Annotated in this window: 18 protein-coding genes; 7 read left to right on the top strand and 11 right to left on the bottom strand. The window is 47.1% G+C overall.

Features of this window, described 5'->3' with window-relative positions:
* Positions 1–11: 11 nt before the first annotated feature.
* The gene (locus L5M29_RS01775; RefSeq protein WP_263165860.1) at positions 12–473 is read right to left on the bottom strand and encodes a MerR family DNA-binding protein; all 462 of its coding nucleotides are present in this window, start codon (positions 471–473) and stop codon (positions 12–14) included.
* A gap of 155 nt (positions 474–628) precedes the next feature.
* Here L5M29_RS01775 and L5M29_RS01780 point away from each other — a divergent pair, with 155 nt between their 5' ends.
* Positions 629–2,863: a heavy metal translocating P-type ATPase gene (locus L5M29_RS01780; RefSeq protein WP_263165861.1), complete on the top strand. Its 2,235-nt coding sequence runs from the start codon at positions 629–631 to the stop codon at positions 2,861–2,863.
* Positions 2,864–3,244: 381 nt separating this feature from the next.
* Positions 3,245–4,837, top strand: a complete 1,593-nt coding sequence (locus tag L5M29_RS01785) for an ABC-F family ATPase (RefSeq protein ID WP_081729050.1) — start codon at positions 3,245–3,247, stop codon at positions 4,835–4,837.
* 188 nt (positions 4,838–5,025) lie between these two features.
* On the opposite strand, the gene L5M29_RS01790 is transcribed toward L5M29_RS01785, so the two are convergent.
* The 10 genes from L5M29_RS01790 to L5M29_RS01835 form a co-directional block, all read right to left on the bottom strand.
* On the bottom strand, positions 5,026–5,550 hold the full coding sequence (locus L5M29_RS01790) for a lipocalin family protein (RefSeq protein WP_263165863.1): 525 nt from the start codon (positions 5,548–5,550) through the stop codon (positions 5,026–5,028).
* A gap of 119 nt (positions 5,551–5,669) precedes the next feature.
* Positions 5,670–6,548, bottom strand: a complete 879-nt coding sequence (locus L5M29_RS01795; protein WP_263165865.1) for a DMT family transporter — start codon at positions 6,546–6,548, stop codon at positions 5,670–5,672.
* Between the two features lie 105 nt (positions 6,549–6,653).
* The gene (locus L5M29_RS01800; protein ID WP_263165866.1) at positions 6,654–9,248 is read right to left on the bottom strand and encodes an FAD-binding protein; all 2,595 of its coding nucleotides are present in this window, start codon (positions 9,246–9,248) and stop codon (positions 6,654–6,656) included.
* Positions 9,249–9,380: 132 nt separating this feature from the next.
* A complete protein-coding gene (locus L5M29_RS01805; RefSeq protein WP_263165867.1) occupies positions 9,381–10,409 on the bottom strand; it encodes a diguanylate cyclase in 1,029 nt (342 codons plus the stop codon).
* A gap of 229 nt (positions 10,410–10,638) precedes the next feature.
* A complete protein-coding gene (locus L5M29_RS01810; protein ID WP_263165868.1) occupies positions 10,639–11,529 on the bottom strand; it encodes an IS982 family transposase in 891 nt (296 codons plus the stop codon).
* A 149-nt stretch (positions 11,530–11,678) separates the two neighbouring features.
* Positions 11,679–12,728, bottom strand: a complete 1,050-nt coding sequence (locus L5M29_RS01815; RefSeq protein WP_113938919.1) for a transposase — start codon at positions 12,726–12,728, stop codon at positions 11,679–11,681.
* Between the two features lie 152 nt (positions 12,729–12,880).
* Positions 12,881–13,258, bottom strand: a complete 378-nt coding sequence (locus tag L5M29_RS01820) for a DP-EP family protein (RefSeq protein WP_011071844.1) — start codon at positions 13,256–13,258, stop codon at positions 12,881–12,883.
* Positions 13,259–13,278: 20 nt separating this feature from the next.
* On the bottom strand, positions 13,279–16,506 hold the full coding sequence (locus tag L5M29_RS01825; RefSeq protein ID WP_263165871.1) for a winged helix-turn-helix domain-containing protein: 3,228 nt from the start codon (positions 16,504–16,506) through the stop codon (positions 13,279–13,281).
* Between the two features lie 432 nt (positions 16,507–16,938).
* Positions 16,939–18,267 (bottom strand): DUF4785 domain-containing protein, encoded by a 1,329-nt coding sequence (locus L5M29_RS01830; RefSeq protein WP_263165873.1) that lies wholly within the window; start codon positions 18,265–18,267, stop codon positions 16,939–16,941.
* Between the two features lie 11 nt (positions 18,268–18,278).
* On the bottom strand, positions 18,279–19,136 hold the full coding sequence (locus tag L5M29_RS01835) for a hypothetical protein (protein WP_028760548.1): 858 nt from the start codon (positions 19,134–19,136) through the stop codon (positions 18,279–18,281).
* A 793-nt stretch (positions 19,137–19,929) separates the two neighbouring features.
* Here L5M29_RS01835 and L5M29_RS01840 point away from each other — a divergent pair.
* The 5 genes from L5M29_RS01840 (at position 19,930) to L5M29_RS01860 (ending at position 24,238) form a co-directional block, all read left to right on the top strand.
* Positions 19,930–20,277, top strand: coding sequence for a hypothetical protein (locus tag L5M29_RS01840; RefSeq protein ID WP_113938914.1), 348 nt, complete (start codon positions 19,930–19,932; stop codon positions 20,275–20,277).
* A 185-nt stretch (positions 20,278–20,462) separates the two neighbouring features.
* Entirely contained in the window at positions 20,463–21,164 is a 702-nt protein-coding gene (locus L5M29_RS01845; RefSeq protein WP_198573577.1) for a TetR/AcrR family transcriptional regulator, read from the top strand.
* Between the two features lie 23 nt (positions 21,165–21,187).
* A complete protein-coding gene (locus tag L5M29_RS01850) occupies positions 21,188–22,159 on the top strand; it encodes an HlyD family secretion protein (RefSeq protein ID WP_411569026.1) in 972 nt (323 codons plus the stop codon).
* Positions 22,156–23,112, top strand: a complete 957-nt coding sequence (locus tag L5M29_RS01855) for an ATP-binding cassette domain-containing protein (RefSeq protein ID WP_263165877.1) — start codon at positions 22,156–22,158, stop codon at positions 23,110–23,112. The genes L5M29_RS01850 and L5M29_RS01855 overlap by 4 nt, the downstream gene beginning before the upstream one ends.
* A complete protein-coding gene (locus tag L5M29_RS01860) occupies positions 23,102–24,238 on the top strand; it encodes an ABC transporter permease (RefSeq protein WP_263165879.1) in 1,137 nt (378 codons plus the stop codon). Before L5M29_RS01855 ends, L5M29_RS01860 begins: the two co-directional genes overlap by 11 nt.
* Positions 24,239–24,335: the final 97 nt, after the last annotated feature.

The raw sequence follows: 24,335 nt of genomic DNA on the forward strand, positions 1-24,335 counted from the left end.
ACTTGCCATCGCTATTGCGATTGGCTTTTACCGCAACACTCAGAGCCAGCATTTTGCTGGCTCTTGTGATTTTCATGGCTGCCATGAGTCTCGTGACTTAGGCTGTCGATAATGGCGCAGTGGGGCTGATCGCCGCCTTGGCATTGGGTCACCATGTGCTGCAATTGCACCCTAAGCTGTTGTAACTTATTGATTTGTTGCTCGACATAGGCAAGGTGCGTTTGGGTAAGCTGCTTAACGTCCTCGGCATTACGGCTTTCATTGCCCTTAAGACCAAGCAAGGATTTGCAATCCTCTAGTCTAAAACCTAAGTCGCGACATTGATGCACAAACTTAAGCGCTTCAATATCTTGATGGCGATAAACTCGATAACCCGCCTCATTGCGCTCGCCGCACACTAAACCAATATCATGGTAATAACGGATACTCTTAACACTTAAGCCCGTTTGTTTCGCCACTTCACCTATCTTCATTTTGACCTCTATTTTTCCAACTGAATGGTATCACCCATTTCGCCTAACAATTAATTGTCGATGTGATCACATTGAGCAAATTCATCCTTGACTCTCCAGTGATGGGAGACTTTATCTTAGACCTATAGTGTGAAACATCAAGTGAGGGATCTCCCATGTCTATGACCAGACTCTATGTCGCCAATATGAATTGTGCTGGCTGCGTCGCAAAAATTGAAAAGGCGTTTGCCGCCCAAGAGGGCGTCGAAGCGCGTGTGAATCTCGCCGATAAGCAAGTGACGGTAGAAGGCAAGATGAGCGCTGATACCGCCTTGGCTGTGATGGCAAATGCGGGTTATCCGGCGCAGGTCGTTATTGATGCTAAAGTCGCCGCCGAAGAAAAACGCCTTGAAGATGCCGCCGAGTATCGACTGCGAATGCGCCAAGCTATAGCTGCGCTCGTTGTGGGTGTGCCCATGATGCTGTGGGGATTACTGGGTGGTGAAATGATGATCAACAGCCCAAATCTGCAACTAGGCTGGGGCATAATGGGACTGGTCACTTTGGCTTTACTCATCACCACAGGTGGACATTTCTACCAAGGCATGTGGCGGGCGCTCAAAGCCAAAACCACTAACATGGATACGCTGATTGTGCTGGGTACCAGTACCGCGTGGGCCTATTCCATGTTGGTGGTCATTATGCCGAGCGCATTCCCTATGGATACCCGCCATGTGTACTTTGAGGCGAGTGTGATGATTCTAGGTTTGATTAACTTAGGTCATGGACTCGAACTCAAAGCGCGGGGCAAAACCAGCGAAGCGGTGCAGCGACTGCTCGGGTTGCAATCCACTTCTGCGATTCGTATCACGGATAAGGGTGATGAAAAGGTTGAGATAAGTCAGTTGAAACTGGGCGATAAGCTGCGTTTGCGCCCCGGTGACCGAGTTGCCCTTGATGGTGAGGTCGAAACAGGGCAATCCCTACTCGATGAAGCCATGCTCACAGGTGAGCCTATTCCCGTGCTTAAAAATCGGGGAGACAGTCTGAGCGCGGGCACAGTCAACGGCAATGGCAGCCTAGTTTACCGAGTGACGGCTGGGCAACAAGATACTAAGCTCGCCAAAATCATTGCACTGGTGCAACAGGCACAAACGTCAAAATTACCCATAGGTCGATTGGCCGATAAGATCTCAGCGGTATTTGTCCCGACTGTGGTGGCGATAGCGCTGCTGGCGGCGGCTATTTGGTATTTTGCAGGTCCAGCGCCCGCCTTAAGCCATGCGTTAGTGGTGCTGACGAGTGTGCTTATCATAGCTTGTCCCTGTGCGTTGGGGCTGGCGACACCTATGTCTATCATGGTGGCTGTGGGCCGCGCTGCCCAAATGGGCGTGTTAGTTAAAAATGGCGAAGCGTTGCAAACCGCCAGTAAAGTCGATTGTGTGGTGCTGGATAAAACCGGCACTGTTACCTTAGGCAAGCCGCAAGTCACTGACTTTGTATTAGTACAAACACTGAGTGATGCCGATAAAGAAACCTTGCTGGGCGAAATCGCAAGCCTTGAGCAGCACTCTGAGCATCCGTTAGCGGGGGCGATTAGCAGTTATGCCAAGGAATCACTGACGCAATTGCCCGATACACAGGCATTTACGAACCATCAAGGTAAGGGGATTGAGGGCAAGGTTGATGGCGTATCGCTGGCGATTGGTAATCTCGCATTGATGACGGCATTGGATATTGTCAATTCCGATGGCAGTGCCTTAGATCCAAAAGCGACATTAAGCTTTGCAAATCAAGGTAAAACCCCGATTTATGTCGCCAAAGCGGGCAAGTTAGTGGCCACTATCGCGCTTGCTGATCCGATTAAACCCGATGCCAAAGAAGCCATCGCGGCCATGCTACAAAGAGGTATTCGCGTGGTGTTGTTAACGGGGGATAACCCACAAACGGCGCAGGCAGTGGCCGACCAAGTGGGTATCACCGAAGTGATTGCCGGCGTACTGCCCGAGCAAAAACAACAACATGTGCTGGATTTACAAAAGCAAGGGCATGTGGTGGCTATGGTTGGGGATGGTATTAATGATGCGCCAGCTCTGATGAGCGCGGATGTGGGGATCGCGATGGGATCGGGCACTGAGGTGGCGATTGAAAGTGCGGACATCACCTTGTTGTCGCAGCAATTGATAGTGATTGCTAACTTATTGGCATTGTCGCGGGCGACGATTACCAATATTAAGCAGAATCTGTTCGGCGCCTTTGTGTATAACAGTTTAGGCATTCCGGTTGCGGCGGGCGTGCTTTATCCACTCACGGGCATGTTATTAAGCCCAGTGATCGCGGGCGCCGCTATGGCCTTATCTTCACTCACTGTGGTGACGAACGCCAACCGCTTAAGACGGCAGAAGTTATAAGCTGTCGATACCTAAGCTAACTTAAAATGTTGAAACGGGTATCTTGAGTTAGCTTAGGGCTATGTCCACATTAGCACTTACTGCATAAGCCTTTAGCGTCGGCAAGCTTTGCGACGCTAAGGGTCATCAGATTGTCATTCTGCTCGAATACATTGAAAGCTAAGCCAATAGGGTAAAATTAATTACGCTTCTCACGCAGGCATTGTGCGGCGATTTCGGCATTCCCTCTGGCTTTTGATCCGCCTTGGTAGTTGATAATTTAGCCCAAACTGCTATAGTGCCACGTTTATTTTTACCCCTTCGGCATAGCGTTATTTGGTTTATGCTTACTTAAGCGGCGCCAGCTGGCTCGGCCAACATTACTCGATTTGGAAGTTCATTTTGATCACAACAGCAAATATCACCATGCAGTTCGGCGCTAAGCCACTGTTTGAAAACATCTCAGTTAAATTTGGCGGTGGTAACCGTTACGGTCTTATCGGCGCGAATGGCTGTGGTAAATCGACCTTCATGAAGATCCTGTGTGGTGATCTAGATCCTAGCAGCGGTAACGTCTCGTTAGATGTGAATGAGCGTCTGGGTAAATTAAGCCAGAACCAGTTCGGTTATGAAGAATTCAACCTGATCGACACCGTGATCATGGGCCACCGCGAACTGTGGAAGGTAAAGCAAGAACGTGACCGTATTTATTCTTTACCCGAAATGAGTGAAGAAGATGGCATTACCGTCGCCAACCTAGAGATGGATTTTGCTGAGATGGACGGTTATACCGCCGAATCTCGTGCTGGCGAATTACTGTTAGGTGTAGGTATCGGTATTGAAAGCCATTTTGGTTTGATGTCTGAAATCGCACCGGGTTTAAAACTGCGTGTATTGTTAGCACAAGCCCTGTTCTCTGATCCAGACGTGCTGCTGCTTGACGAACCTACCAACAACTTGGACATCGACACTATCCGTTGGTTACAAGACATGTTGAACCAACGTAGCAGTACTATGGTTATCATTTCGCATGATAGATATTTCTTAAACTCAGTCTGTACGCACATGGCTGACTTAGACTACGGCGAACTGCGCGTTTATCCAGGTAACTACGACGAATACATGCAAGCGGCTACTCAAGCTCGCGAGCGTTTATTGTCTGATAATGCGAAGAAAAAAGCCCAGATCTCTGAACTGCAAACCTTCGTAGCACGCTTCTCGGCTAACGCCTCTAAAGCGAAACAAGCCACATCACGTGCCCGTCAAATCGACAAGATTAAGTTAGATGAAGTAAAAGCCTCTAGCCGTGTGAACCCCTTCATTCGTTTCGAGCAAGAGAAGAAATTGTTCCGTAATGCCTTAGTGATTGAAAACCTAACTAAAGGCTACGACACTCCGTTATTCAAAGACTTAAACTTAATTGTTGAAGTGGGCGAGCGCATTGCGGTATTGGGTGAAAACGGCGTCGGTAAAACAACCCTGTTACGTACCCTGATCCACGATATTCCGCAGGATGCAGGTACTATCCAATGGTCTGAAAACGCTAACATTGGTTACTATGCACAGGACCATGAGTCTGATTTCGCTAACGAAATGACGCTGTTCGAGTGGATGAGCCAATGGCGCAAGCCAGAAGATGACGACCAATCGGTACGTGGCATCTTAGGCCGTATGTTGTTTGGCTCTGACGACATTAAAAAGTCAGTCAAAGTGCTGTCTGGTGGTGAGAAAGGTCGTATGTTATTCGGCAAGCTCATCATGCAAAAAGCCAATATTTTAGTGCTCGACGAACCGACCAACCACATGGATATGGAATCGATTGAATCACTGAACAACGCGCTGGAAATGTACGAAGGGACCTTGATTTTCGTGAGTCATGACCGTGCATTCGTATCGTCTCTGGCAAACCGTATCCTTGAAGTCACTCATTCAGGCGTGAATGATTTCAGAGGCACTTACGATGAGTTCCTTGCTAGCAAAGGCATCGAAGTCTAACGCTATTTGTTATTTAGCTGCATGTGTAAATACATGCATTTAAATACATGCATTTAAATACAGTGCAGCTAAATGCAGCATCAATAAAAACGCCGCGATTCATTGCGGCGTTTTTGTATCCATTTGCTGTCGTTTTTTCTAGTGATTAGCTTTTCGCGCACTCGATTTTAGCGCATTGGCGGCACTCGTTAGGGCGCTGACTCTTGCTGCACATAAATCAAATTGTCGGTATCAAAGCCGCGGGCTTTAGACATTTCAACAAATTTTTGCAACACCTCCGGTGGCACAGTCGGGGTTTTAGCCAATAGCCACAAATAACCTGTGTCGGGTCCCGATATAAAAGCGTATTGATAGTTTTCATGATCTAATTCGAAGACCACATACGATCCATAAAATGGCCCAAAGAAGGAGACTTTCAAATAGCCTTCTGAGTCCCCATTCACAAAATAGGCCTTTCCTTCGGCTTCTTTCCATTCATTTTTAGCCGCTGAGAATCCACGATTAATGACCATCACACCGCCATCGTCTCTGAGGCTATATTCTGCGCTAACTTGGCTTAAGCCTCTTTCGAATGAATGATCTAAGCGCGCAATTTCGTACCATTTACCTAAGTATTTATTCAGCTCAAAATCATTCACGGGTTGAACCAGTTTAGGCATGCCTAAGCAACCGCTGAGCAAAAATATACTAATGACTAACAGTAGCTTTCTCAATTTGACCTCCTGATCTTAAGTCTTAGTCGCACGTCTTCGGTGCAATGTTCAATCAATCCTCTGTTGAGCTTACACTATTTTCTTCACATTATTTCAGCTACTTGGCAAAGTGTTGTTGGTTAGCTGCTCGTAATCAATACTTTGCGTTGACTGATAAAGCCTTGGCTAATGCCGGCCAGAATAATCAAGCCGACACCGCTTAATTGCATTGGGCTCAAGGTTTCACCAAATATCCACCATGCCAGCGTCACTACGATAACGGGTTCCACATAGGCGAGGGTGCCAAAGGTGACTGCTGGCAATTGCCGCAGGGCTTTTACCGCCAGTAATATTGCTAAAAATCCGGGGAAGAATCCAATCGCAATTAACCAACCCATTTGCGGCAAACTTGGCGTTAGCGGTGCATTTATCACTAAGGGCAGTAGGCACAAAGCGCCGACACTAAGCTGCACTAAAGTGCTTTGATAGGGCGAACTCAGGCTAGGTTTTCGATTGATTAACATAAAACCGCAGTAGGTTAATAAGGCGAGTAGGGCATAAAAATAACCTAATAATTCAGTGTGATCGCTCGCTTGCTGCGGCCCTGTTGGGATCATTAACATAAAGCCCATTAGTGCGACGACCACGCTTGCCATGCTTAAGCGGGTGAGTTTCTCGGCAAAGAAATAATGGGCGAAAATAGCCGACACCACAGGGGCTAAGTAAATAATCATGATCACATTGGCCATTTGGGTGTACTGAATGGCTTCAATGTAAAACGCCATAAAACCCGCGAGCATAATGCCATTCACTAAGGTACGTTTACTGGGTCTATGGCGAATTTGCTGGCCTTTACCTGTAAGCAGCATATAAGCCAATAGAAATAGGGCACCGAGCAGTAAGCGGTAGAAGGTAATGTGTTCGGCGGGCAGGGCGGCAAAGCGCGCTAATACACCGATTGTGCCCATAAGAATGGCCGCCAATAGGGCAAAAATGATAGCTAAAGCTGAGCTGGGCATAGATAACCTACAACAGAGTGAATAGAGAGTTAAGGGGCGACACCGTCCGTGGACGGCGTCGATTTTGCCTTAAAAACTCACCCTAGGCTATGCCGATGTATTAACTTAGATAATGCTTTTACGTGAGCGGAAATGGTTAAAGCTATCTTGGCTGTAGGCCGCCTTAATCCGTTTTAACGCAGCGTAATTGTGGTCAAAGTACACATCTGTTGGAATGGCCTTATCTTTGAAACTGATAAAAGCGCCCGAGGTGTTGGGGATGTCATAGTTTCGGCTGGCATCAATCCAATCGAGCGCACGATTAATGCGGGTAAACACTTGGCTATCCTGCAATTGTTGCTTCTCTTGCAGGGCGTTATTCCACCAAGTTTGATATTGAATCGTGTATTGTCTGTCCTTGTAGGGGAAGGCGCTGCGACTCTTTTGCTCTTCGCCCATAGTGCGATAATAATCACCAGTTATAGCGCCAAGGGTAACATAGGTAAATAGCCCCAATTGGCGATTACCTTCAAGCACATAGCGAGAGGTTAAGCTTTCAAGCAGTGGCTTATAACCGTCCCTCAGGCCCGTTTGATTCACTAAGCGCGAGGTGACTTTATGGGGCGCGGGTTCATCCACATCGGTTGGATTAGGTGAGCGGCTTATGCCTTGTAAGTCAGCTTGCAGATGATGAAAAGATTCCCTTTCCCAACTGGGCATTAAGTTTTCACCGTAAGCTTTGGTGAGTCCGCCCATACCCTCGATGCGAATATCATTGGGGACTAGGCCAAATTCATTAAATTGTGTCTGGATAAAGTGGTTTAGGCTGGCGGAATTGCCCTCCCAAAAACCATACATCAAGCAGTTATGCGTAATTGAGTCAGTGTCTATGTCGAGTGTTTTGTGTTGTTCTACGGGTAAATTTTTGGCATTAATCTTGAGATTAGTGCCAATCAAACAGCCAGTGCTGTCGGCATTTATGATGGCTTCCCAGCGCTGTAAAATGTCTTTAGTTGGGGTGTGCTCAATAAGTTCATGGGTTTGTTTATCGTAGCAATTCCATTCTAATTCAAACTTGATAAGGCAAGGCGGTAGTGGAAAGGTTTGCACAAAAAAGCGGGTCACAATGCCATAACTTAACCCACCACCACCCTTAAGCGCCCAGAGTAACTCAGGTTTATTGGCAACAGAGACGACTTGAGTTTCACCAATGCCGAGGACGATTTCTGCCTGTAATAGGGATTCGCAGCACATGCCGTGTTTGCGGGTCCAAGGTCCTGAGCCACCGCCCATAATAAATCCCGCTATGGCAACACTGCCACAGGTGCTATGGGGGATCATCACGCCTTTTTTCGCAAGGGCAGTGGTGAGATTGATAAAGCGATTGCCTGGGCCAATGGCCGCAATACCTGTGATGGGATCTAAAGTGAGGCTATCCATCTTCAGCAGATCCAACACTATGGTATTGGTTTCAGTGCTTTCACCTTCGTGATCATTCCCACCTGAGCGCACGCTGATTGGCAAGTTATAATCGATGGCCGCCTTATAGGCGATTTTGACTTCTTCAGTTGACGTGCATTTGATTATCGCCAGTGGTTTTTTTTGTAATCTGCGGTTGAACAGTTGGCAAGCCTGTTGATAGGCAATCATTTGCTTACCTGTGCTGACCGAGAGTTGCTGCTCACTATAATAATGGCCACCGGTAATAATATTGTCGGCCGGAATGTGTGCGCGAACTTCATTGATAAAATTAACAAAGTTTTTGGCTTGAGTGATCACTAAGTTTTCACTGATCCGCACTTCAGCACTTAATTCTTCTTCGGTTGATTGAATAATCAAACAATCCCGTTCCAGTTCATTTGCGACGGTGACTTTAATATTCGAGCGATAGGCCGTCAGCGATTTAAACACTTCAATATTGAGTGTAATATCCGCTTGATTACTCGCCGTGTAATTCACTAAATAACTAAAATTAGGCCAAGTGTTATAGTTACATTCAATAATATAGGCTCGGCGTTCGTGGGGCGGAATAATCTTAGGCAGTTGTTGATTATAGGTGTTGCTATCCGTAGTGGTTTTTATGAATTGATGTTCAGTATCATTAAATATGACCAGCAGCACTTTTTGTCTTTTAAGTGGAATAAAGTTTTCACCACGAATATTATGTGCATCTTGATGCTGATAAATGTAAAGGTTATTTTCGCTAATCGATTTTTGTTGCGCTGGATTACGGTAATAGTCAACGATTTCAGTTCGGGTTAGTAATCGATTGAGCAAGGTGATGCCAAATATTTCACCATCGAAATGTGTATCGCGATGATTCGGTAAAGACACGTTTTCAATTAAAAATTCATTGTCGGCAACCAGTGACAGGTTATTGAGTTGTGTATGGGTAATTTCACCATCCACATAACAACTGATTTCATGGTATTCATGGCAGATAGACAATAAGTGCCACTGACCGTCGTTAAGTCCACCTAAGGTTGATATTGCTTCAACCCGCAGTAAGGTGGTATTAATCACGCATTCAATATGCCCAAGTGAATTAATATCCACCGCGAAATAGGTATCTTCTCGATCGGTTTTATAATGGAACACACGCCCACCTGCGCTGGTTTTCAACCAACACTGGTAAGTGAATATGGCAAGGGGTGACGTGCTCACGGGTAAGCTTTTTTCAATCACTGCCCGTATATTTCTTGATGCCTCAAGCTTGTCCATATTCATGCGTCCTTTCGTGTGCTTTGCGTGTTTTCCTCAATGCGCTAAAGCGCCTACTGAGGTCATTAATCCCGTTGTTGATCCATCGCGGATAACTAAGCCGCGGGCAAATAAGTCGCCAATTAATGGGGATTAAAGCGACGTATTGATCCTGTCACGGCCATCGGCTTTGGCGCGGTACAATGCAGTATCGGCGGCGCACAGCATGGCGAGTGAGGTACGGAACTGGCCATTGATTTCACTCGCAATCCCTTGGCTCGCGCTCACAGAGACATAGTCGCGCAAGCCTTGCTCGGTAAAGCGCAGGTCATTAATCCCTTGCTGTACTTTTTGGGCAATGGTGAGTGCCATTTTGGCATTGTGGCTTGGCAGAATTAGCGCGAATTCTTCACCGCCGTAACGCGCTGCCAGGCCAATTTCTATCGGCACTATGTCAGCAATCACTTTGGCAATCTTACGTAGGCATTCGTCGCCTTGGATATGGCCGAATTGGTCGTTGAACACTTTGAAATAATCCACATCGATAATCACCACGCTGATAGGGCGCAGCTTACCTGTACATTCTTCCCAATAGTGATGCAGCATTTCATCAAAATATCGGCGGTTCGCCAGCCCAGTAAGTGAATCTGTGGCGGCCAATTTACGTAGCTTTTGATTTTCCGCTTTGTGCTGCGTCAAATCGTGCATCATCATCACAAACAGAGGTTCATGGCTGGGGATGTAGGAAATGGAGAGCTCGACATCTTTTGCTTTGCCTGAGGCAGTAATGAGGGTGATTTCTTCGGCGCAGTGCTGCACTGGAATACCGCAATTTTTGCCTAATTTAATATCATTGCTCAGCAGATTGTCGTAGCGAGCTTGATGGTGTTCGGTCAAAAAGTTGCGCCAATCTTGTCCCTTCAAACTGGCCTGTGGGCACGTCAGTAAGTCAGCACCTTTGATGTTGCTAAAGTAAATGTAACCTTGGGCATTGACGATAATCACCGGTTCAGTCAGATGCTGAATAAACTGTTGAATCGTTTCAATCGAGGCATGTTCGAAGAAGGTTAACGGCAATGCGGGCTCGACCAAGCCTTGCTGCGCAGTACACTGTAAGCCATTGTCTTCACCCACAAGTGATAATGGATGTTGTGAGCGAGTCTGTTTAGGTGAGCTTGTCATTGTTATCATTCTCCGTGAACCTAATGTCATCTGCGCTAAGCGCTTTTCTGATGATGACTTTATTCTTCGCAAAGAAAAGATACCTTCTGCTTACCTTCTGGTGTAATTTTTTGATTTTAAATGTTTTAAATTTTACCTTCTGAGTCGTTTTGTCAGCGATTAGGTAGGATAGTTAGTTGGGCGCTTGCTTACATCTCACAAAATTTGGGCTAAATAACCTGAGATCGGTTTAACAAGCCATAACTGCAATAGCATTAAACTCCCCGTTAGTGAGGTTCAGTTGTGGCTTATTGTCTTTCAATTGATAGGCGATGAGTCCCTCAATCATATTCAGCATAAAACCATGCACACTGCGATGTCTTGAGTGCTCTATTTGAGAGATATTTTTTAACGGGTCGTTGATGGTTTCTATGATGAAACGTCTCGACAGCATCGCTCTATCCCACAATGACATCGCCTTCGCTTTCATATTCTTACGCACGTTCGTCACCAACTTTACGCCTTTCTCCAGCAATTCACTAGACAGCGCTTTACTGATATACCCTTTATCTGCATAGAGTTTATTCATATCACTGTGCGCCATCTCGTTCACCGGTTTTGTGTCATGTACATTCGCTGGGGTCACTTTGGCCGCCACTATTCCGCCTTGATGATTCACAATCAAATGCAGCTTAAAGCCATAGAACCACCCCATGGTGCCTTTACCTCTGCACGCCAGCCCCGCCAAGGTTTTATGGCGATGAATACGTAGGTTATGACACACTTTGATGCTGGTTGAATCTACAAATTCGATGCCAGTGGGGTCACTCTTAAGGCTGGCAAAGTAGCTGCAAAGCGGCACTAAAGCAGTGGGCATCACCTCAAGAAAGCGGGTATAACTGAGTAAATTGGGAAAAGCGGATTTGTAGAAATGAGCCAGATAGCCGATGTAGAAGTTCTTGAAATCACGGTGGTGAGACATCTGAAAAAGTATGATGATGGTCATCACTTCGCTCATCGTCATACGGCCAGGGCGTTGACGCTTGCGTGTGCCATCGGTTAACAGCGTTTTTTCCCATTCTGGAATGAAAACAGCCAAAAAATCATCGACATCGCAAAACACTTCCACTAATTTATGCATAGGCCCTCCGGTGTGATGGGGTTTCTCTTGGTCGAAAGATCCGATCACTTGGAGGGCTATTAGTTCAACATTTCTTATCCCGAGTTCAGGTTAAATAGCCACAAGTCTTAAGCATTACGACTGAGTCGAATATTTGTTGTTAGGGCAATTTAACGCAATGTAAGTCCATTAATTTGCTCCGGATGTAGTGCTTGGCTATGGGATTTCCCTCGACACCATTTGCCACCTTGCTTGTGTTTAAATGCACACATCGCATCCCATCGACCGCTTATGCCACTGAACTGTCGGCGAAACTCTTTGGCTGAAAGTAACCATGCATCGGATGCAATCCCTAACTCATTAAGCAGTTTAGGTCGCTGGTTATCGATAAATCCTTTTTTATCATGGCGAATCGCGCGACCCGTCCAATCGATAAGTTCCAGATAATCGGCAAAATGAAAGGGGATGCCCGTTTGTCGATGAAGGTGCGTTGCACCATCAAATTTTGCGAGGGATTTATCTGGTGTTGGCTGAGAGTTATCTACTGGGGTTTTGGTTATCAGTGGTGTGATGCTGTTAGGGGAAAGTGCATTTAGACGTTTTTGAATTGATGTAAAATCAGAGGATTGCAAAGAATCGGCAATGCCAGCTCGAATAGGATTCAAATCAACGTACATCATACACGCCAGTAATGCTTGCTCATCTAACAGTGCTTGGGATTTAAAACGGCCTTCCCAGAAGGCACCTTTGCACTCATCTTCTCGATTTGCGTTACGGGCAATCTCTTCATTTAGGCATCGCATAAACCAAGAGATACTGCTTAATCGCTCTTGCCACTCGGCAATTAAGGCATCGAGTAACATGCGTTCACCGTCGATTAATGCATCACCATTCATATATTTAGTGGCAATAGCATGGCCTTTGGTGATTTGACACCAGCGACTGATAATGTCTCTTTGCGTTAACGATTTAGCCTTCTCCACGTCAATCTTAAGCACTAAATGATAGTGATTGCTCATCACCGCATAGGCGCAGATATCGATACAAAAGATGGTGGATAATGCTTTGATTTTATCGACAATCCAGCCACGTCTATGCTCATAACTGCGGCCTGTGAGTTTATCCTCACCGCACAGAAAAGCCCTTCTGACACAGCGATTTATCACATGATAGAAGGGAGTTGTATTAGCATCGATAAGCATTCTTCTGGCCGAGGTCATCATCCGCTCCAAACAGACGCAATCAAGATAATGTAAAGGCTAGTATAAGAGGGGATAAAACACAAAAAGGCATGGCTGTCCCCGCTTTTCCGCTTTTTCCCCGCTTTTCGCCGTAGATGAAGGGACAGGGTTAGCTGTCCCTTTGACAGAGATTAGTTTTGTGGGCGATTGATAATTTGAGGATCTGGACTTAAAACGAGTAATGTATTAGCTGTATTACTTAATACAAATTGGAACTTTGTGGTTCCTGGTGTTTTATCTAAATCGACTAATTGCACTAACATGCCATCGCTACTAATGGTAACGGCATCGATAATGCCATCAAATGGGGTCACAAAGCCTACACCGACAAATTTTAAACCTTTAAGGGTTTGATCATTGAGTAAGTAAGTTATTGTGCCAGCTTGAGTGACGGTGATATCACCTTGGCACACTTGACCATTGGCATCGGTATAAATAAATACGGGTTCACCATTTTCTAGGGTTACATTGACTTTTATAAATTGAGCTAAGCCTTGTGGTGCAAACATGTTAACTTCCTTTTTTTGGGTTAAAATCTAGTGTTTTGTATTTGAGATTCAATTAATAACTTATTTAAAGACTCATCATTAATGACTTCACCTAAGCAGTCAATAGACTTAATGTAGGGAACAGTAAAGTTTGGTGATTTATCTTTTTCAATTATTGGTGAAAGTAATTTTTTTGAATCGAGGCATAGTTTATGTTTGATATTTTTGTCTTTAGCAGTTTTCGCCTCTAATAAAATACTTTCTGATAATTTAGATATGTAATTAGTGTTTTGGTGGTATTTTTTAGATAGTTTAAAGAATTCATTTTTTGCTTGCATGACAAATTCTATACTCTCAGAAAATCTCCCTTGTTGTTGTAGGTTTTTTGCTGCTGCCAGAAAGAAACTGGCATAAACATCATCTTTCTTTGATGAAGAGTTTAATGCAATATCTGAGTCAATTAATGATTTTAATCTTTCAATTTCATCACCTACAGAATGAGAGAAAACTAAGACTTTGAAATATTGGTAATACTTTTGGTTTTCCCAAATATCATTATTAGGATCTTTCTCTAGTGCCGCTGAAATAGCTTCTAAACCAAGTCTGGCTTGTTTTAGAGCCTGTTCGGGTTGGGCTTGATAGTCATATAATTCTGCAAGAATTTGATGACTAGCTGATAGCCTATCTAAAATATATGGCTGCTTATTATTTTTGCTTAATTCTTGTTGGAGCTGAGTGTGGATTCGTATTGCCGAAATTACATCGCCTTGTGAAACCGCAGCGCTGGCTAACCAAGAGCGCGTATCCGCCACATCCGCAATCAACTGACTATCCTCAGGCGCTTTTGCCAAGGCGAGCAATTTAAGCCTTAATGACTCTTCAAAATCTTGCTGCGCTTTGGCAAATTCCTGCTGTTTCATCGAAACTGAGCCCAAAGTGTTATGGGCATAAGACAGCTCCATCAGCGCATCTTTATCCTCTGGCGCAAGGGCGTACATGGTTTGGCTATAGGCCAAGTATTGCTCGAAGAAGGGGCGCGATGCCGCCCAATCACTCACATCATACTTAAGCTGTCCTAACCAAAAGGCATTGGCACCTAAGGTTTTCAGTAGGGCTAAGTTTTCCGGCTGCAATTCGAGCAGTGGCAACATTTTTTCTTGCGCCGCGAGTAATGCGCTGCGGGCTTCATCGATTTTATTGCGCGAATAGGCGACTTCCCCCATGGCCTCTAAGGTTTGGCCGTGTTGGAAGCGGGCGTCAAAACTTAAGTGTGCATCATCCTCTTTATTGGAAAAATCAGTGAAATATTCCAGTGCCTTATTGCTGATCCCGTCGAGTAAGTCCATACGGCCGATGCCGCGCATCTTGTCGGCGAAGTCACCCACCATAAAGCCGAGCAAATCTTCGGCGGCGAGGCGTTTTTGCAGGGCAAGTTTTTCGGCTTCTATGCTGCGAACGCTCATAATGACGGAGGTTAAGGTGAGGACGCACAACAGGGCAACGGTTACGCGCCTCGTCCAGCGCAGCATATTGGCGCGTTTGGTGGAGGCTGCGATAAAGGCGGTTTCGGGATCGTCTAAATCGAATAACGGATTTTGGCTGAGGCTTTGGGCCTCTTTTAACGGCTTGCCTTCGGCGAGCAGATAAGCGCTGTGTTTGGCTTCGCTGAGCCAACGCTTAGATAAATGCAGTAGGCGACTCTTAATACTCAAACTGTCACTATGTTCGCTAATCCAAGCCGTCGCCCGTGGCCAACGGCGCAGCAGGGCTTCGTGGGCGATGCTAAAACAGGGTTCTCCATTTTGCAGATGCGACACGAATAAGCGGCTATCGACCATGGCTTGCACTAGGGCGGTTTCGGCGGTGCTTTGCAGCTGCGACCAGCGAGCGGTGCGGCTGGTGATGGACTTTTCATCTTCGCGCAGGGTCACTAGCAGGGATAAAATCCGTGGTAGGCTGGCTTTTTCGGCATCGCTTAAATGGGAAATTGCCTGCTCGGCATTTTTGCCAATCGCCCCTTCAATACCGCCCAGTGCATGATAAACCGAGACTAATAACTTATCGTCGGCGCTGCGTTGTAAATACAAGGCTTGCAGAGTGTATTGCAACATGGGCAACGCATCTGGGTTACTGGCTGCATCGCTGCAGAGCATTTCATCGAGCGGCATCGCGGTGTCGCTGTCAACTTCCCAGCTTAAGTTGGCAGCCACCGCGGGCAGGCGGATCATTTGTAATAGCTCAGTGCGTGTTGGCGGCGCTAAGTCAAAGTGGGCGCCGCGGGCTTTACCCGCCATTAAGCTTGGGTAATTGACCAATAAAGGATAAAAATCGTTGCGACAGGCACTGATGATAATCACGGCTTTTGAGGTGGCGAGTTGTTCCAATAATTCTATGAACTGGGTTCGTTCGGTATCGCTAAATAGCGGTGATGAGAGCAACACTTCTAATCGGTCGATAAACAAGGCAAAAAACGGATTGGAAAAGGGTTTAGCCTTGAGCGCTTGGGTACACTGATTGATCACGCTTTGGATATCTTCGATAAGTTGAATCGCCAGAGTCTCAGCGCTCATGCCTTCGAATACTGGGATGTCGTTGATTTCCCAGTCGAGCATTGCACTGGCAAGATCGGTGAGTAGTTGCCCTTTACTCACATCGGCAAAATCTAAGCTGCTGAATGACGCGACACCAATGCCGTTATAGCCGTCGCCCTTCATTAAATTGGGCACAACACCCGCATTAATCAGGGAGGATTTACCGCTGCCACTTGGACCTAAGATCAGGCAGAAGGCACGGCCAAACAGGATTTGTTGGCTTATCCGGTTAAGCAAAGTGATGATTTGTTCTCTGCGGCCAAAAAACACCTCGGCATAATTAGCGCTATAGGCTTGCAGTCCCGGAAAGGGCGAGCCGCCTTGCCAACTCTGTGGGCTGGCGGTGGCTTGGTGTCCGATAGGAAAACGCACTTCGGCTAAGGTGCGATAGCCGCGTTTGCGTATGGTTTCTATATAGGTGGGTTCTGTGGCGCTGTCGCCTAATGCTCGACGTAACTGATTGATAATCTTGTGTAGTGGATTGTCGCCGGTATCTACACCTGGCCAGCAGTGGCTGACAATTTCATCACTGCTGACGACTTCGCCCGCCCGTTGACAGAGAAATAGCAGCACATCCATCGCCTTGGGCTCAAGTTGTTTGACTTGTTTGCCAAGGAGCAGGCTATTGGCGTTGGGATTGATTTGCCATTCACCAAAGAAAAATGTGCTGTCACTCATAACGATGTCCATTTATTGAGTATTGACCATGGCACGGTAAAAACTTGCGCCGTGAGTCACTCTTATTGTTATACGTATTGTTATAAAGATCTGTGCTTGTCATTCAAAGGTCTGACGTCAAGACGTTGACATTATGCCGTTGATGATTGTTATTTAAAAGGAATAACCCTTGATAATCAATGTAAATTTTATCAGGGTGTGGTGTGGTAAATAGTCTTTAGCTTGTCATTTTTCTGTCAACAGTTTGTGCTTTACGCTAGATGTTAAATAAGGTGATGGCTTTTAGGTGTCGATTGCAAAAGATCAACAATAAAAAAGTGCCCGTGATTGGGCACTTTGTATTAGAGAGGAACTTAAGGCTAACAAGCCTGACTTATCAGCACGTTAAGCTAAGTATCTTAACGTTAGCCCCTTAACATTGGTCCCTTTGAATTAGCGCGTTAAGGTTAGTGCCTTGGCTTGATAGCTTAATCTGGCCATTTGACCTTGATCTTGCAGTTCTAATTCATTGAGTTCGAAGGGCGGCTGTAAACCCGAGGCTTGGATAAGCTTAGGATCTAACATCAGCTTTAACTTCGGCGACTCTGGGGTCAGCCAATTGGCCGCTTGGGTGCGTAGAATCGCTACCTTTTGACCTTCGGCATTGGTGCCCGTTAACGTGCCACTTAAGCCAAAACGTCCCGCTTCGGCGACAGTTAACTCAAAGTTGATTTGGTTAGGCAAGCCTTTATCCCAAACCGTGAGCACTTCGGGCTTGATGCTCGCCGAATTGACATAGGACTTAAAGACAGATTTAACCGTGCGCTGCACAGGTCGTCCATCGACTTGGGTTTGCACTGTGATTTCAATTTCACTGAAACCTGCATTGCTGCTCGAAAGTGCGACGCCCGCGGGGATCACCGCTTGCCATGTCTCCCCTTGTTTTACCATCGCCAGCAGTTGTATATTGCCATCGGCTTGCTTGAGTGTTGCCTGTGGCACAAAGGTGTTATCACTTTGGCTGAGTGCGAGTTCAAGCCCAAGGGTTTGTGCATCCGCCGCGATGGCAGTGGGGGCTTTGACGCTCAGTTGATAGGGCGAGCCTTTTTCCTTCACATTGACTAAGTAGCTGGCGCTCGGTGTTAACGGCTGGCTGACCTGCAGGCGATATTCGCCCGGTGTGGCCTTCGCCGACATTTGCAGCGCACTGGAATCATCGGTTAACCCTGCGCTAGCCAAAGCATCGGCGTTGACCATTGATTTAACCAGTGACTCATTGGTGTTTATCCCACTGCTGTTGGCTGCTTTGCCTTGGGGTGACTGATTAGGGGTAACGCGCTGAATTTGTACGCGCTCAGGGGCAATAGCCTCTGCATGCATTAAGGCGCCAGAGCGGGTATCGCCCCGAGGTGCAATGCGCACTAAGCTCGACGCTTGGCTCATGGTGAGGCCCACGCCCGCATTAAGCTGTGCGCCTGTTACATTGACCCAATACTCGTCACTTTGGCTGGCTTGCTCAAGCTTAAGCATACTCGCTTGATACTCACCGTACAGCGGGGTGATAAAGCTAATGTAATCCGTACTGGTGTTGATGGGCGTGAGTGTTGGGCTGGCAATATTGCTATCGACTAAATCGGTATCGCTCGGCGCGGCTAGGGTTAACCCTTTGGCGTACATTGGGCTGGCATTGGTTTTGGGATCTATGGGTGTGGCTTCATCTTGGCAGGCTGCAAGCAGTCCGCTTAGCGCCAAGACACTGGCAAGTTTGCTGAGTGTGTGCATCTTAGTGCTCCTTAAATGTGGTTGCGGATCAGCGTGTCTAAATTGAAACACGTACGACGGCTCTGCTGATGGCTTAAGGGCTCTTGACCACGGGTCTTTTGTTTATCAGTAAACCAGACAGTACCTGCCGCCTTTTGTGAGCTGCAATTTAAGAAGCCGTCGGAGCAGCTATCGAGCCAGTTTTGGGTGGTTTCGAGCGCGACTTGGTATTGATAACCCGCGCAGTAACTGTCGCTGTCCCAAATGGCGGAATCAACATCTGAGCCCACCACGACTTCGAAGGGTTTACCCAGCGATGGGCGACCCGCTGTGCCATTAAGCCAAGCGTTGTTGTAGTTTGCCATCCAACCGACTTGCTGTTGTTTCACCGCGTTGCTGCCATAGCCTAAGAGCCAGCCTAAGCTGGTTTCGAACACATTACCTTGGTTCACCGCGTCGGCCAGCGGCGTACCAGCACTGGAAGGCGCGATGGCGATAACCTTTGAGGTGGCGTTGATCACTGCAGGATAACGGCTGTCCCACGTAGGGTTAGATAAAATCCACCGCACTACGTTGCCACCATTGGAGTGGGTCAGCAGAATTAAGTCGTCGATATTTTTGGCTTGGATAAAGCTATTGAGCTGCGTGGCCAGACAACCTGCGGCGCTTTCTTCCCACATGTATTGGTCAAAGTCGCAGTTGATCACTGTGTAATTGTTTGGCACTGGGATGCCTTGGCGCACTGAGTTAACAAATTCGGGCGTCCAGTAATCGGCTAAGGCATTGGTCTGGTGACCCGTACCATGGATAAAGGCGACTCCGGTTGCGGCTAACGTTACTGGGCTGACAGCGAACAGACCCAAGAGCATGAGGGCTTTTTTGATCTTCATGGCTATATCTCGTGTTGTTGGTCTTGTTGATTGTGGCCGCCAGTCCGATGCGATAGTTTAGGGCAAGTCAGTTAATGCAGGATTTGCCGTAAATAAGCTTGAAATCGGCTGGCATGGCTCGGTTTATAGGCGCTTAAGCGCGGGTTACTCACTTTGGGTAAAACATGACTTAAGGCCTGAATACGACGGGATAGCGTGAATGCGCTAGTTTACGTTGGCATCAAATGTGATTGCCGTAACTTAGCCATTATCAACAGAACTTAACTCAAGCTTATTAACCTAGACGCAACATTTTAAGCTGGCAAGTAAAACAATCATTATAAAATGCAATCGCAGGGTCGCATTTTGAACGGTTCGTTTTAATGTCAAACTAAAGGTTGGTAACCTGATGATAAGCAATACCTAATAAACTAAATTGTGCTTTATCGTGTTTGAAATAGCGATTTGCTTACACAAAAGAATTTTCTGTGACACCCACTTAGCGTTTGAGTTAATAGGTTTATCGTTCTGTATATAAAGGTTTTTTGTGATAAATAATTCAAACTCGCCCATTTACTCTGGGATTTGGGTATCACTTTAGTGCATTTAAAGACTAAACCGATTAGGCTGAGCTGAGGTAAAGTGGGATAAACGGGATAAATACCAACATTGCCGAGATGACATTCTTCTTATCTTAATCAGTCATCTGAGCCATGGATTGACTGGGAGTAGAAAAAGTAGCGCGATATGGGCAGGTTTAATCTAAATAGACAACAAACACAGGAGAATAAGTTTGGCGATAGAACATAATAAGATGGTGAGTTGCTTAAGTGGGCTGCAATGTCGCACTAATTTCACCATAAAAAACATTACTGAATACATGCTCCCAGAAACTAAAGAGGCTTTCTATTTACACCTCGACGGTAAATCACCAAACTTGATTATTCGTCCCGCATTCGAAGTCTTTTCCGGCGAACTTGCCACTATTGCAGGCGTGCATGCCAAATACGACTATTTCCACAATGCCGAGATGACACGTTTCCCCAAACGTTTACATAAGAGTTTGACCGAAACCCACTATGGCCTTGCCTTTAGTTTTGACACGGTTGAAGCCGTACAGCAATTCATTACCCGTTTGAGTGCGATAGTGAAAGGCGCATAAGCTTTTACTGTATAAATCTTTAATAGAAGGCCGCTTAATTTTTCGATTGAACGGTATCTAAATTTTAACCATGCAGTCCGTGGGTTAAATTCCTCAATATCAATGAAAATGAGGAATTTAACTGCTGCCTTTTTACGCAGCTTTTCAGTATATTCATCAATAGATGAATTTTGCTGGAGCTTGCCATGTCGCTTATTCCCGGTCGCCCAAAGGGGGTTGTGCCATTTACCGCCCAAACTGAATCACAGCCGCAGACTCCTGGTCGTCCGAAAGGGGATTCCGATGCCCGCCAACGCTTAATTATCGCAGCCCTAAATCTCTTCAGTCATCGCAGTTATCCCAGCGTTTCTACCCGTGAAATTGCCCGCGAAGCCGAGGTTGATGCCGCGCTTATTCGTTATTATTTTGGTTCAAAAGCGGGCTTGTTCGAACAAATGGTGCGGGAAACCCTTGAGCCCGTATTAGCGCGTTTTCGCGAAATATCCGCTGCGGATGCCCCTAATAACTTGGGTGAACTTATGCAGACATATTATCGCGTTATGGCACCCAACTTGGGATTGCCACGGTTGATTATACGGGTGTTACAGGAAGGCGATGGCTCAGAACCCTATCGCATTATGTTGTCTGTTTTTGAGCAAATTTTATCCCTCTCGCGGCAATGGCTCGAATCCACATTAGTCAATGCGGGGCTATTGAAGGAGGGATTAGATCCCGATTTAGTACGCCTCAGTTTCGTGAGTCTGATGGTTTTTCCGCTTATTGCGCCCCCGGTGTTAATGCGTCAGTTCGGCTTTTTTAGTGCCGATGCTGATGGTTTACAGCGTCTAGCGCTGCACAATATGCAGGTTTTTACCCAAGGTGTACTGCGTGAACCGAGGAAGTCGTAATGAGAGTGAATTTTAAAATTCTGATGCACGTGAGTGTGGGTTGTGTGATCTTGCTATTAGTCGGCTGCACTGAAGCGCCGCCCAGAGTACTTGGCACTGTCGAGCGGGACAGGCTGACGCTTACCGCGCCCGTAGGTGAGTTGATTACTCAAGTGAATGTGGTTGAAGGTCAACAGGTTAAGGCGGGTGAGGTGTTAATTCAGCTCGATACAACCTCTGCTAATGCGCGCCTCGCCCTGCGCCAAGCCGAGCTTGAACAGGCTAAAGCTAAACTTTCTGAGGCGGTCACAGGTGCGCGTTTAGAGGATATAGAACGCGCCAAGGCCGTGCTCGACGGGGCGAATGCCAGCGTGAAAGAGGCTCAGCGAGCCTTTGAACGAACAAACCGTTTATTTGTCACTAAAGTACTTAGCCAAGCGGATTTAGATACCGCCCGTGCGGCGCGGGATACCAGTTTCGCTAAACAAGCTGAGGCGCAGCAAAGTCTGCGATTGCTAGAAAATGGCACCCGTAGCGAGCAGCTAGAGCAGGCCAAAGCGGCGGTGGCTGCAGCTCGCGCCAGTGTAGCCATCGAACAAAAAGCCTTAGCAGACTTGAGCTTAGTGGCGGCGCGTGATGCCGTTGTCGATACGTTGCCTTGGCGAGTCGGCGATCGCATTGCCGCAGGCACTCAGTTGATTGGTTTACTGGCGAGCGATAATCCCTATGTACGGGTTTACCTGCCCGCGACTTGGTTAGACAGAGTGAAGGCGGGTGATAGCGTCAATATTCTTGTAGATGGCCGCGAGATACCGATTGCTGGCACTGTGCGCAATATCCGCAGTCAACCTGCTTACACGCCATTTTATGCGCTGAATGAACGTGATCGAGCGCGCTTAATGTATTTAACCGATATCACGATTTCCGCCACAGATCAGGATCTACCTACTGGCATGGCATTAGAAGTTGAACTCGATGTGCTGCAAGGAGTGCAGCAAAAAGTGGAGCAGCCATGAAAAGCGCTGATTTTGCTATCGAGGCCCAAGGGATCACCCGCGCCTTTGGTGGTGTTAATGCGGTAGAAAACCTCGACCTCACCATTCCCAAGGGCACAATTTATGGGTTTCTCGGCCCCAATGGCTGCGGAAAATCGACTTCAATTCGCATGTTGACTGGGTTACTGAGTCCAACATCGGGGAATATCCGCGTATTGGGTGAAACCTTACCCGGCGCCGAGGAAAAACTGCGCCGCCGCATTGGCTATATGACGCAAAAATTCTCCCTGTACGACAATCTTTCGGTGCGGGAAAACTTAGAGTTTGTCGCGCAAATTTATGGCCTTAACCGCAGAGCCTCAAAGCTGCGGATAGCCGAGTTAGTCACGCTATACGATTTAGTTGGCCGAGAAAAACAAATGGCGGGCTCCATGAGTGGCGGCCAGAAGCAGCGTTTGGCCTTAGCGGCGGCGACCTTACATCACCCCGAATTATTGTTCCTCGATGAGCCGACATCGGCGGTCGATCCTGAAAATCGACGCGAGTTTTGGGAACGCTTATTCGATCTCTGTGCCCAAGGCACCACGATACTTGTGTCGACTCACTATATGGATGAGGCCGAGCGTTGCCATGGTCTTGCGATTTTAGAGCGGGGGATAAAACGCGCCGACGGTTCACCCCAGCAGCTGATGGCGGCGATGGGGGCTCGGGTGGTTGAGATATCAGGGGACGACTTACGCACTTTAAAACAATCACTGATCAGCGAGTCTGCGGTATTGTCGGCGGCGCAAATCGGCAGTCGTTTGCGGGTGTTAGTGCGCAGCGATATTGAAAATCCGCTCGCTTGGCTTAAACCTAGGGTTGCCAGCCGGACGATGGAAGAAGTGCGCGCTAGCTTAGAAGATGTGTTTGTCACTTGTACTGGCGAGCGCTTGGCTGGGGTTTCCAAGGGAGAGACTGACCATGTGGCGTAGGATTTTTGCGATTGTGGTCAAAGAGCTGCGGCAGTTGTCGCGGGATCGCATGACCTTTGGCATGATAATCATGATCCCGTTAGTGCAACTAATGTTGTTTGGTTATGCGATCAATACCGATGCTCGCCATCTGCCTGCTGGGTTAGTTAATTTGAGTGATTCTGCCTACAGTCGCGCACTGGTTAAGGCGGTGGAAGCAACGCAGGTCGTAGATTTTAAACAGCGTTATTTAAGTGCCGCCGAGGCTGAGGCGGCGATCACTCGCGGCGAAGTCAAAGCTGTGCTGTATTTGCCCGCCGATCTTGATGAGCGCTTAGTGCGTCACCCAAGCTTTGTGGGTCAGCAATATTTAGCGCAGTCCTATATCGCACAACCCGCTGGCCAATGGCTAGTGGATGGTTCAGATACGGTTGTCGCTTCAACTATTCGTAGCCTAAGGCAAATGCCACTGGATGAAGTCGCAGGAAGAGCACTAAAAACGGCGATGCCGAGTTTTGAAGTGGTGCAATATTTCAACCCAGAACAACGTTCTGTGGTCAACATAGTACCCGGCCTGTTGGGGGTGATTTTGACTATGACCATGGTGATGTTTACTTCCGCCGCCATAGTGCGTGAGCGCGAGCAGGGCAATATGGAGTTTTTGATCACTACGCCTGTGCGGCCACTGGAGTTGATGCTGGGTAAAATCGTGCCCTATGTGATGGTTGGCTTTGTGCAAGTGACCATTATCCTGAGCGCAGGGCATCTGTTGTTCGATGTGCCCATTCGCGGCGGGCTTGATTCTATCGCCCTTGCTGCTATGTTGTTCATTTGCGCCAGTTTAACCTTAGGATTAGTGATTTCGACCATAGCTAAAACTCAGTTGCAATCGATGCAGATGACGGTATTTATCCTGCTGCCATCGATTCTCTTGTCGGGATTTATGTTCCCCTACGAAGCCATGCCTATCGCGGCGCAGTGGATTGCCGAAGCCTTACCCGCAACCCATTTTATGCGCATGTCACGGGCGATAGTGCTGCGCGATGCCCAAGTGATGGATCTGCAATTTGATGCCCTGTGGATGATAGGTTTTACCTGTATCGGGCTATTTATCGCCAGTATGAGATTCTCTAAGCGCTTGGATTAACCCTGTACTGAGTTTCATCATCAAGGGCAAAGTGCCGAGTTTTGATATAGCGCAAATTATCAGTAAACATTCGCGCTAAGCCATTGAAATCGATGTT

It is taken from the genome of Shewanella sp. SM95 (genome assembly GCF_025653595.1).
GTDB classification, from domain to species: Bacteria; Pseudomonadota; Gammaproteobacteria; order Enterobacterales; family Shewanellaceae; genus Shewanella; species Shewanella oncorhynchi.

Bases quoted from the DNA above. Each gene is read 5' to 3' on its own strand.
- L5M29_RS01845 (WP_198573577.1), top strand. From the start codon at position 20,463: ATGTCGCTTATTCCCGGTCGCCCAAAGGGGGTTGTGCCATTTACCGCC.
- L5M29_RS01795 (WP_263165865.1), bottom strand. From the start codon at position 6,548: ATGCCCAGCTCAGCTTTAGCTATCATTTTTGCCCTATTGGCGGCCATT.
- L5M29_RS01820 (WP_011071844.1), bottom strand. From the start codon at position 13,258: ATGTTTGCACCACAAGGCTTAGCTCAATTTATAAAAGTCAATGTAACC.
- L5M29_RS01780 (WP_263165861.1), top strand. From the start codon at position 629: ATGTCTATGACCAGACTCTATGTCGCCAATATGAATTGTGCTGGCTGC.
- L5M29_RS01810 (WP_263165868.1), bottom strand. From the start codon at position 11,529: ATGCATAAATTAGTGGAAGTGTTTTGCGATGTCGATGATTTTTTGGCT.
- L5M29_RS01800 (WP_263165866.1), bottom strand. From the start codon at position 9,248: ATGGACAAGCTTGAGGCATCAAGAAATATACGGGCAGTGATTGAAAAA.
- L5M29_RS01775 (WP_263165860.1), bottom strand. From the start codon at position 473: ATGAAGATAGGTGAAGTGGCGAAACAAACGGGCTTAAGTGTTAAGAGT.
- L5M29_RS01815 (WP_113938919.1), bottom strand. From the start codon at position 12,728: ATGACCTCGGCCAGAAGAATGCTTATCGATGCTAATACAACTCCCTTC.
- L5M29_RS01840 (WP_113938914.1), top strand. From the start codon at position 19,930: ATGGTGAGTTGCTTAAGTGGGCTGCAATGTCGCACTAATTTCACCATA.
- L5M29_RS01855 (WP_263165877.1), top strand. From the start codon at position 22,156: ATGAAAAGCGCTGATTTTGCTATCGAGGCCCAAGGGATCACCCGCGCC.
- L5M29_RS01830 (WP_263165873.1), bottom strand. From the start codon at position 18,267: ATGCACACACTCAGCAAACTTGCCAGTGTCTTGGCGCTAAGCGGACTG.
- L5M29_RS01850 (WP_411569026.1), top strand. From the start codon at position 21,188: ATGCACGTGAGTGTGGGTTGTGTGATCTTGCTATTAGTCGGCTGCACT.
- L5M29_RS01860 (WP_263165879.1), top strand. From the start codon at position 23,102: ATGTGGCGTAGGATTTTTGCGATTGTGGTCAAAGAGCTGCGGCAGTTG.
- L5M29_RS01835 (WP_028760548.1), bottom strand. From the start codon at position 19,136: ATGAAGATCAAAAAAGCCCTCATGCTCTTGGGTCTGTTCGCTGTCAGC.
- L5M29_RS01825 (WP_263165871.1), bottom strand. From the start codon at position 16,506: ATGAGTGACAGCACATTTTTCTTTGGTGAATGGCAAATCAATCCCAAC.
- L5M29_RS01805 (WP_263165867.1), bottom strand. From the start codon at position 10,409: ATGACAAGCTCACCTAAACAGACTCGCTCACAACATCCATTATCACTT.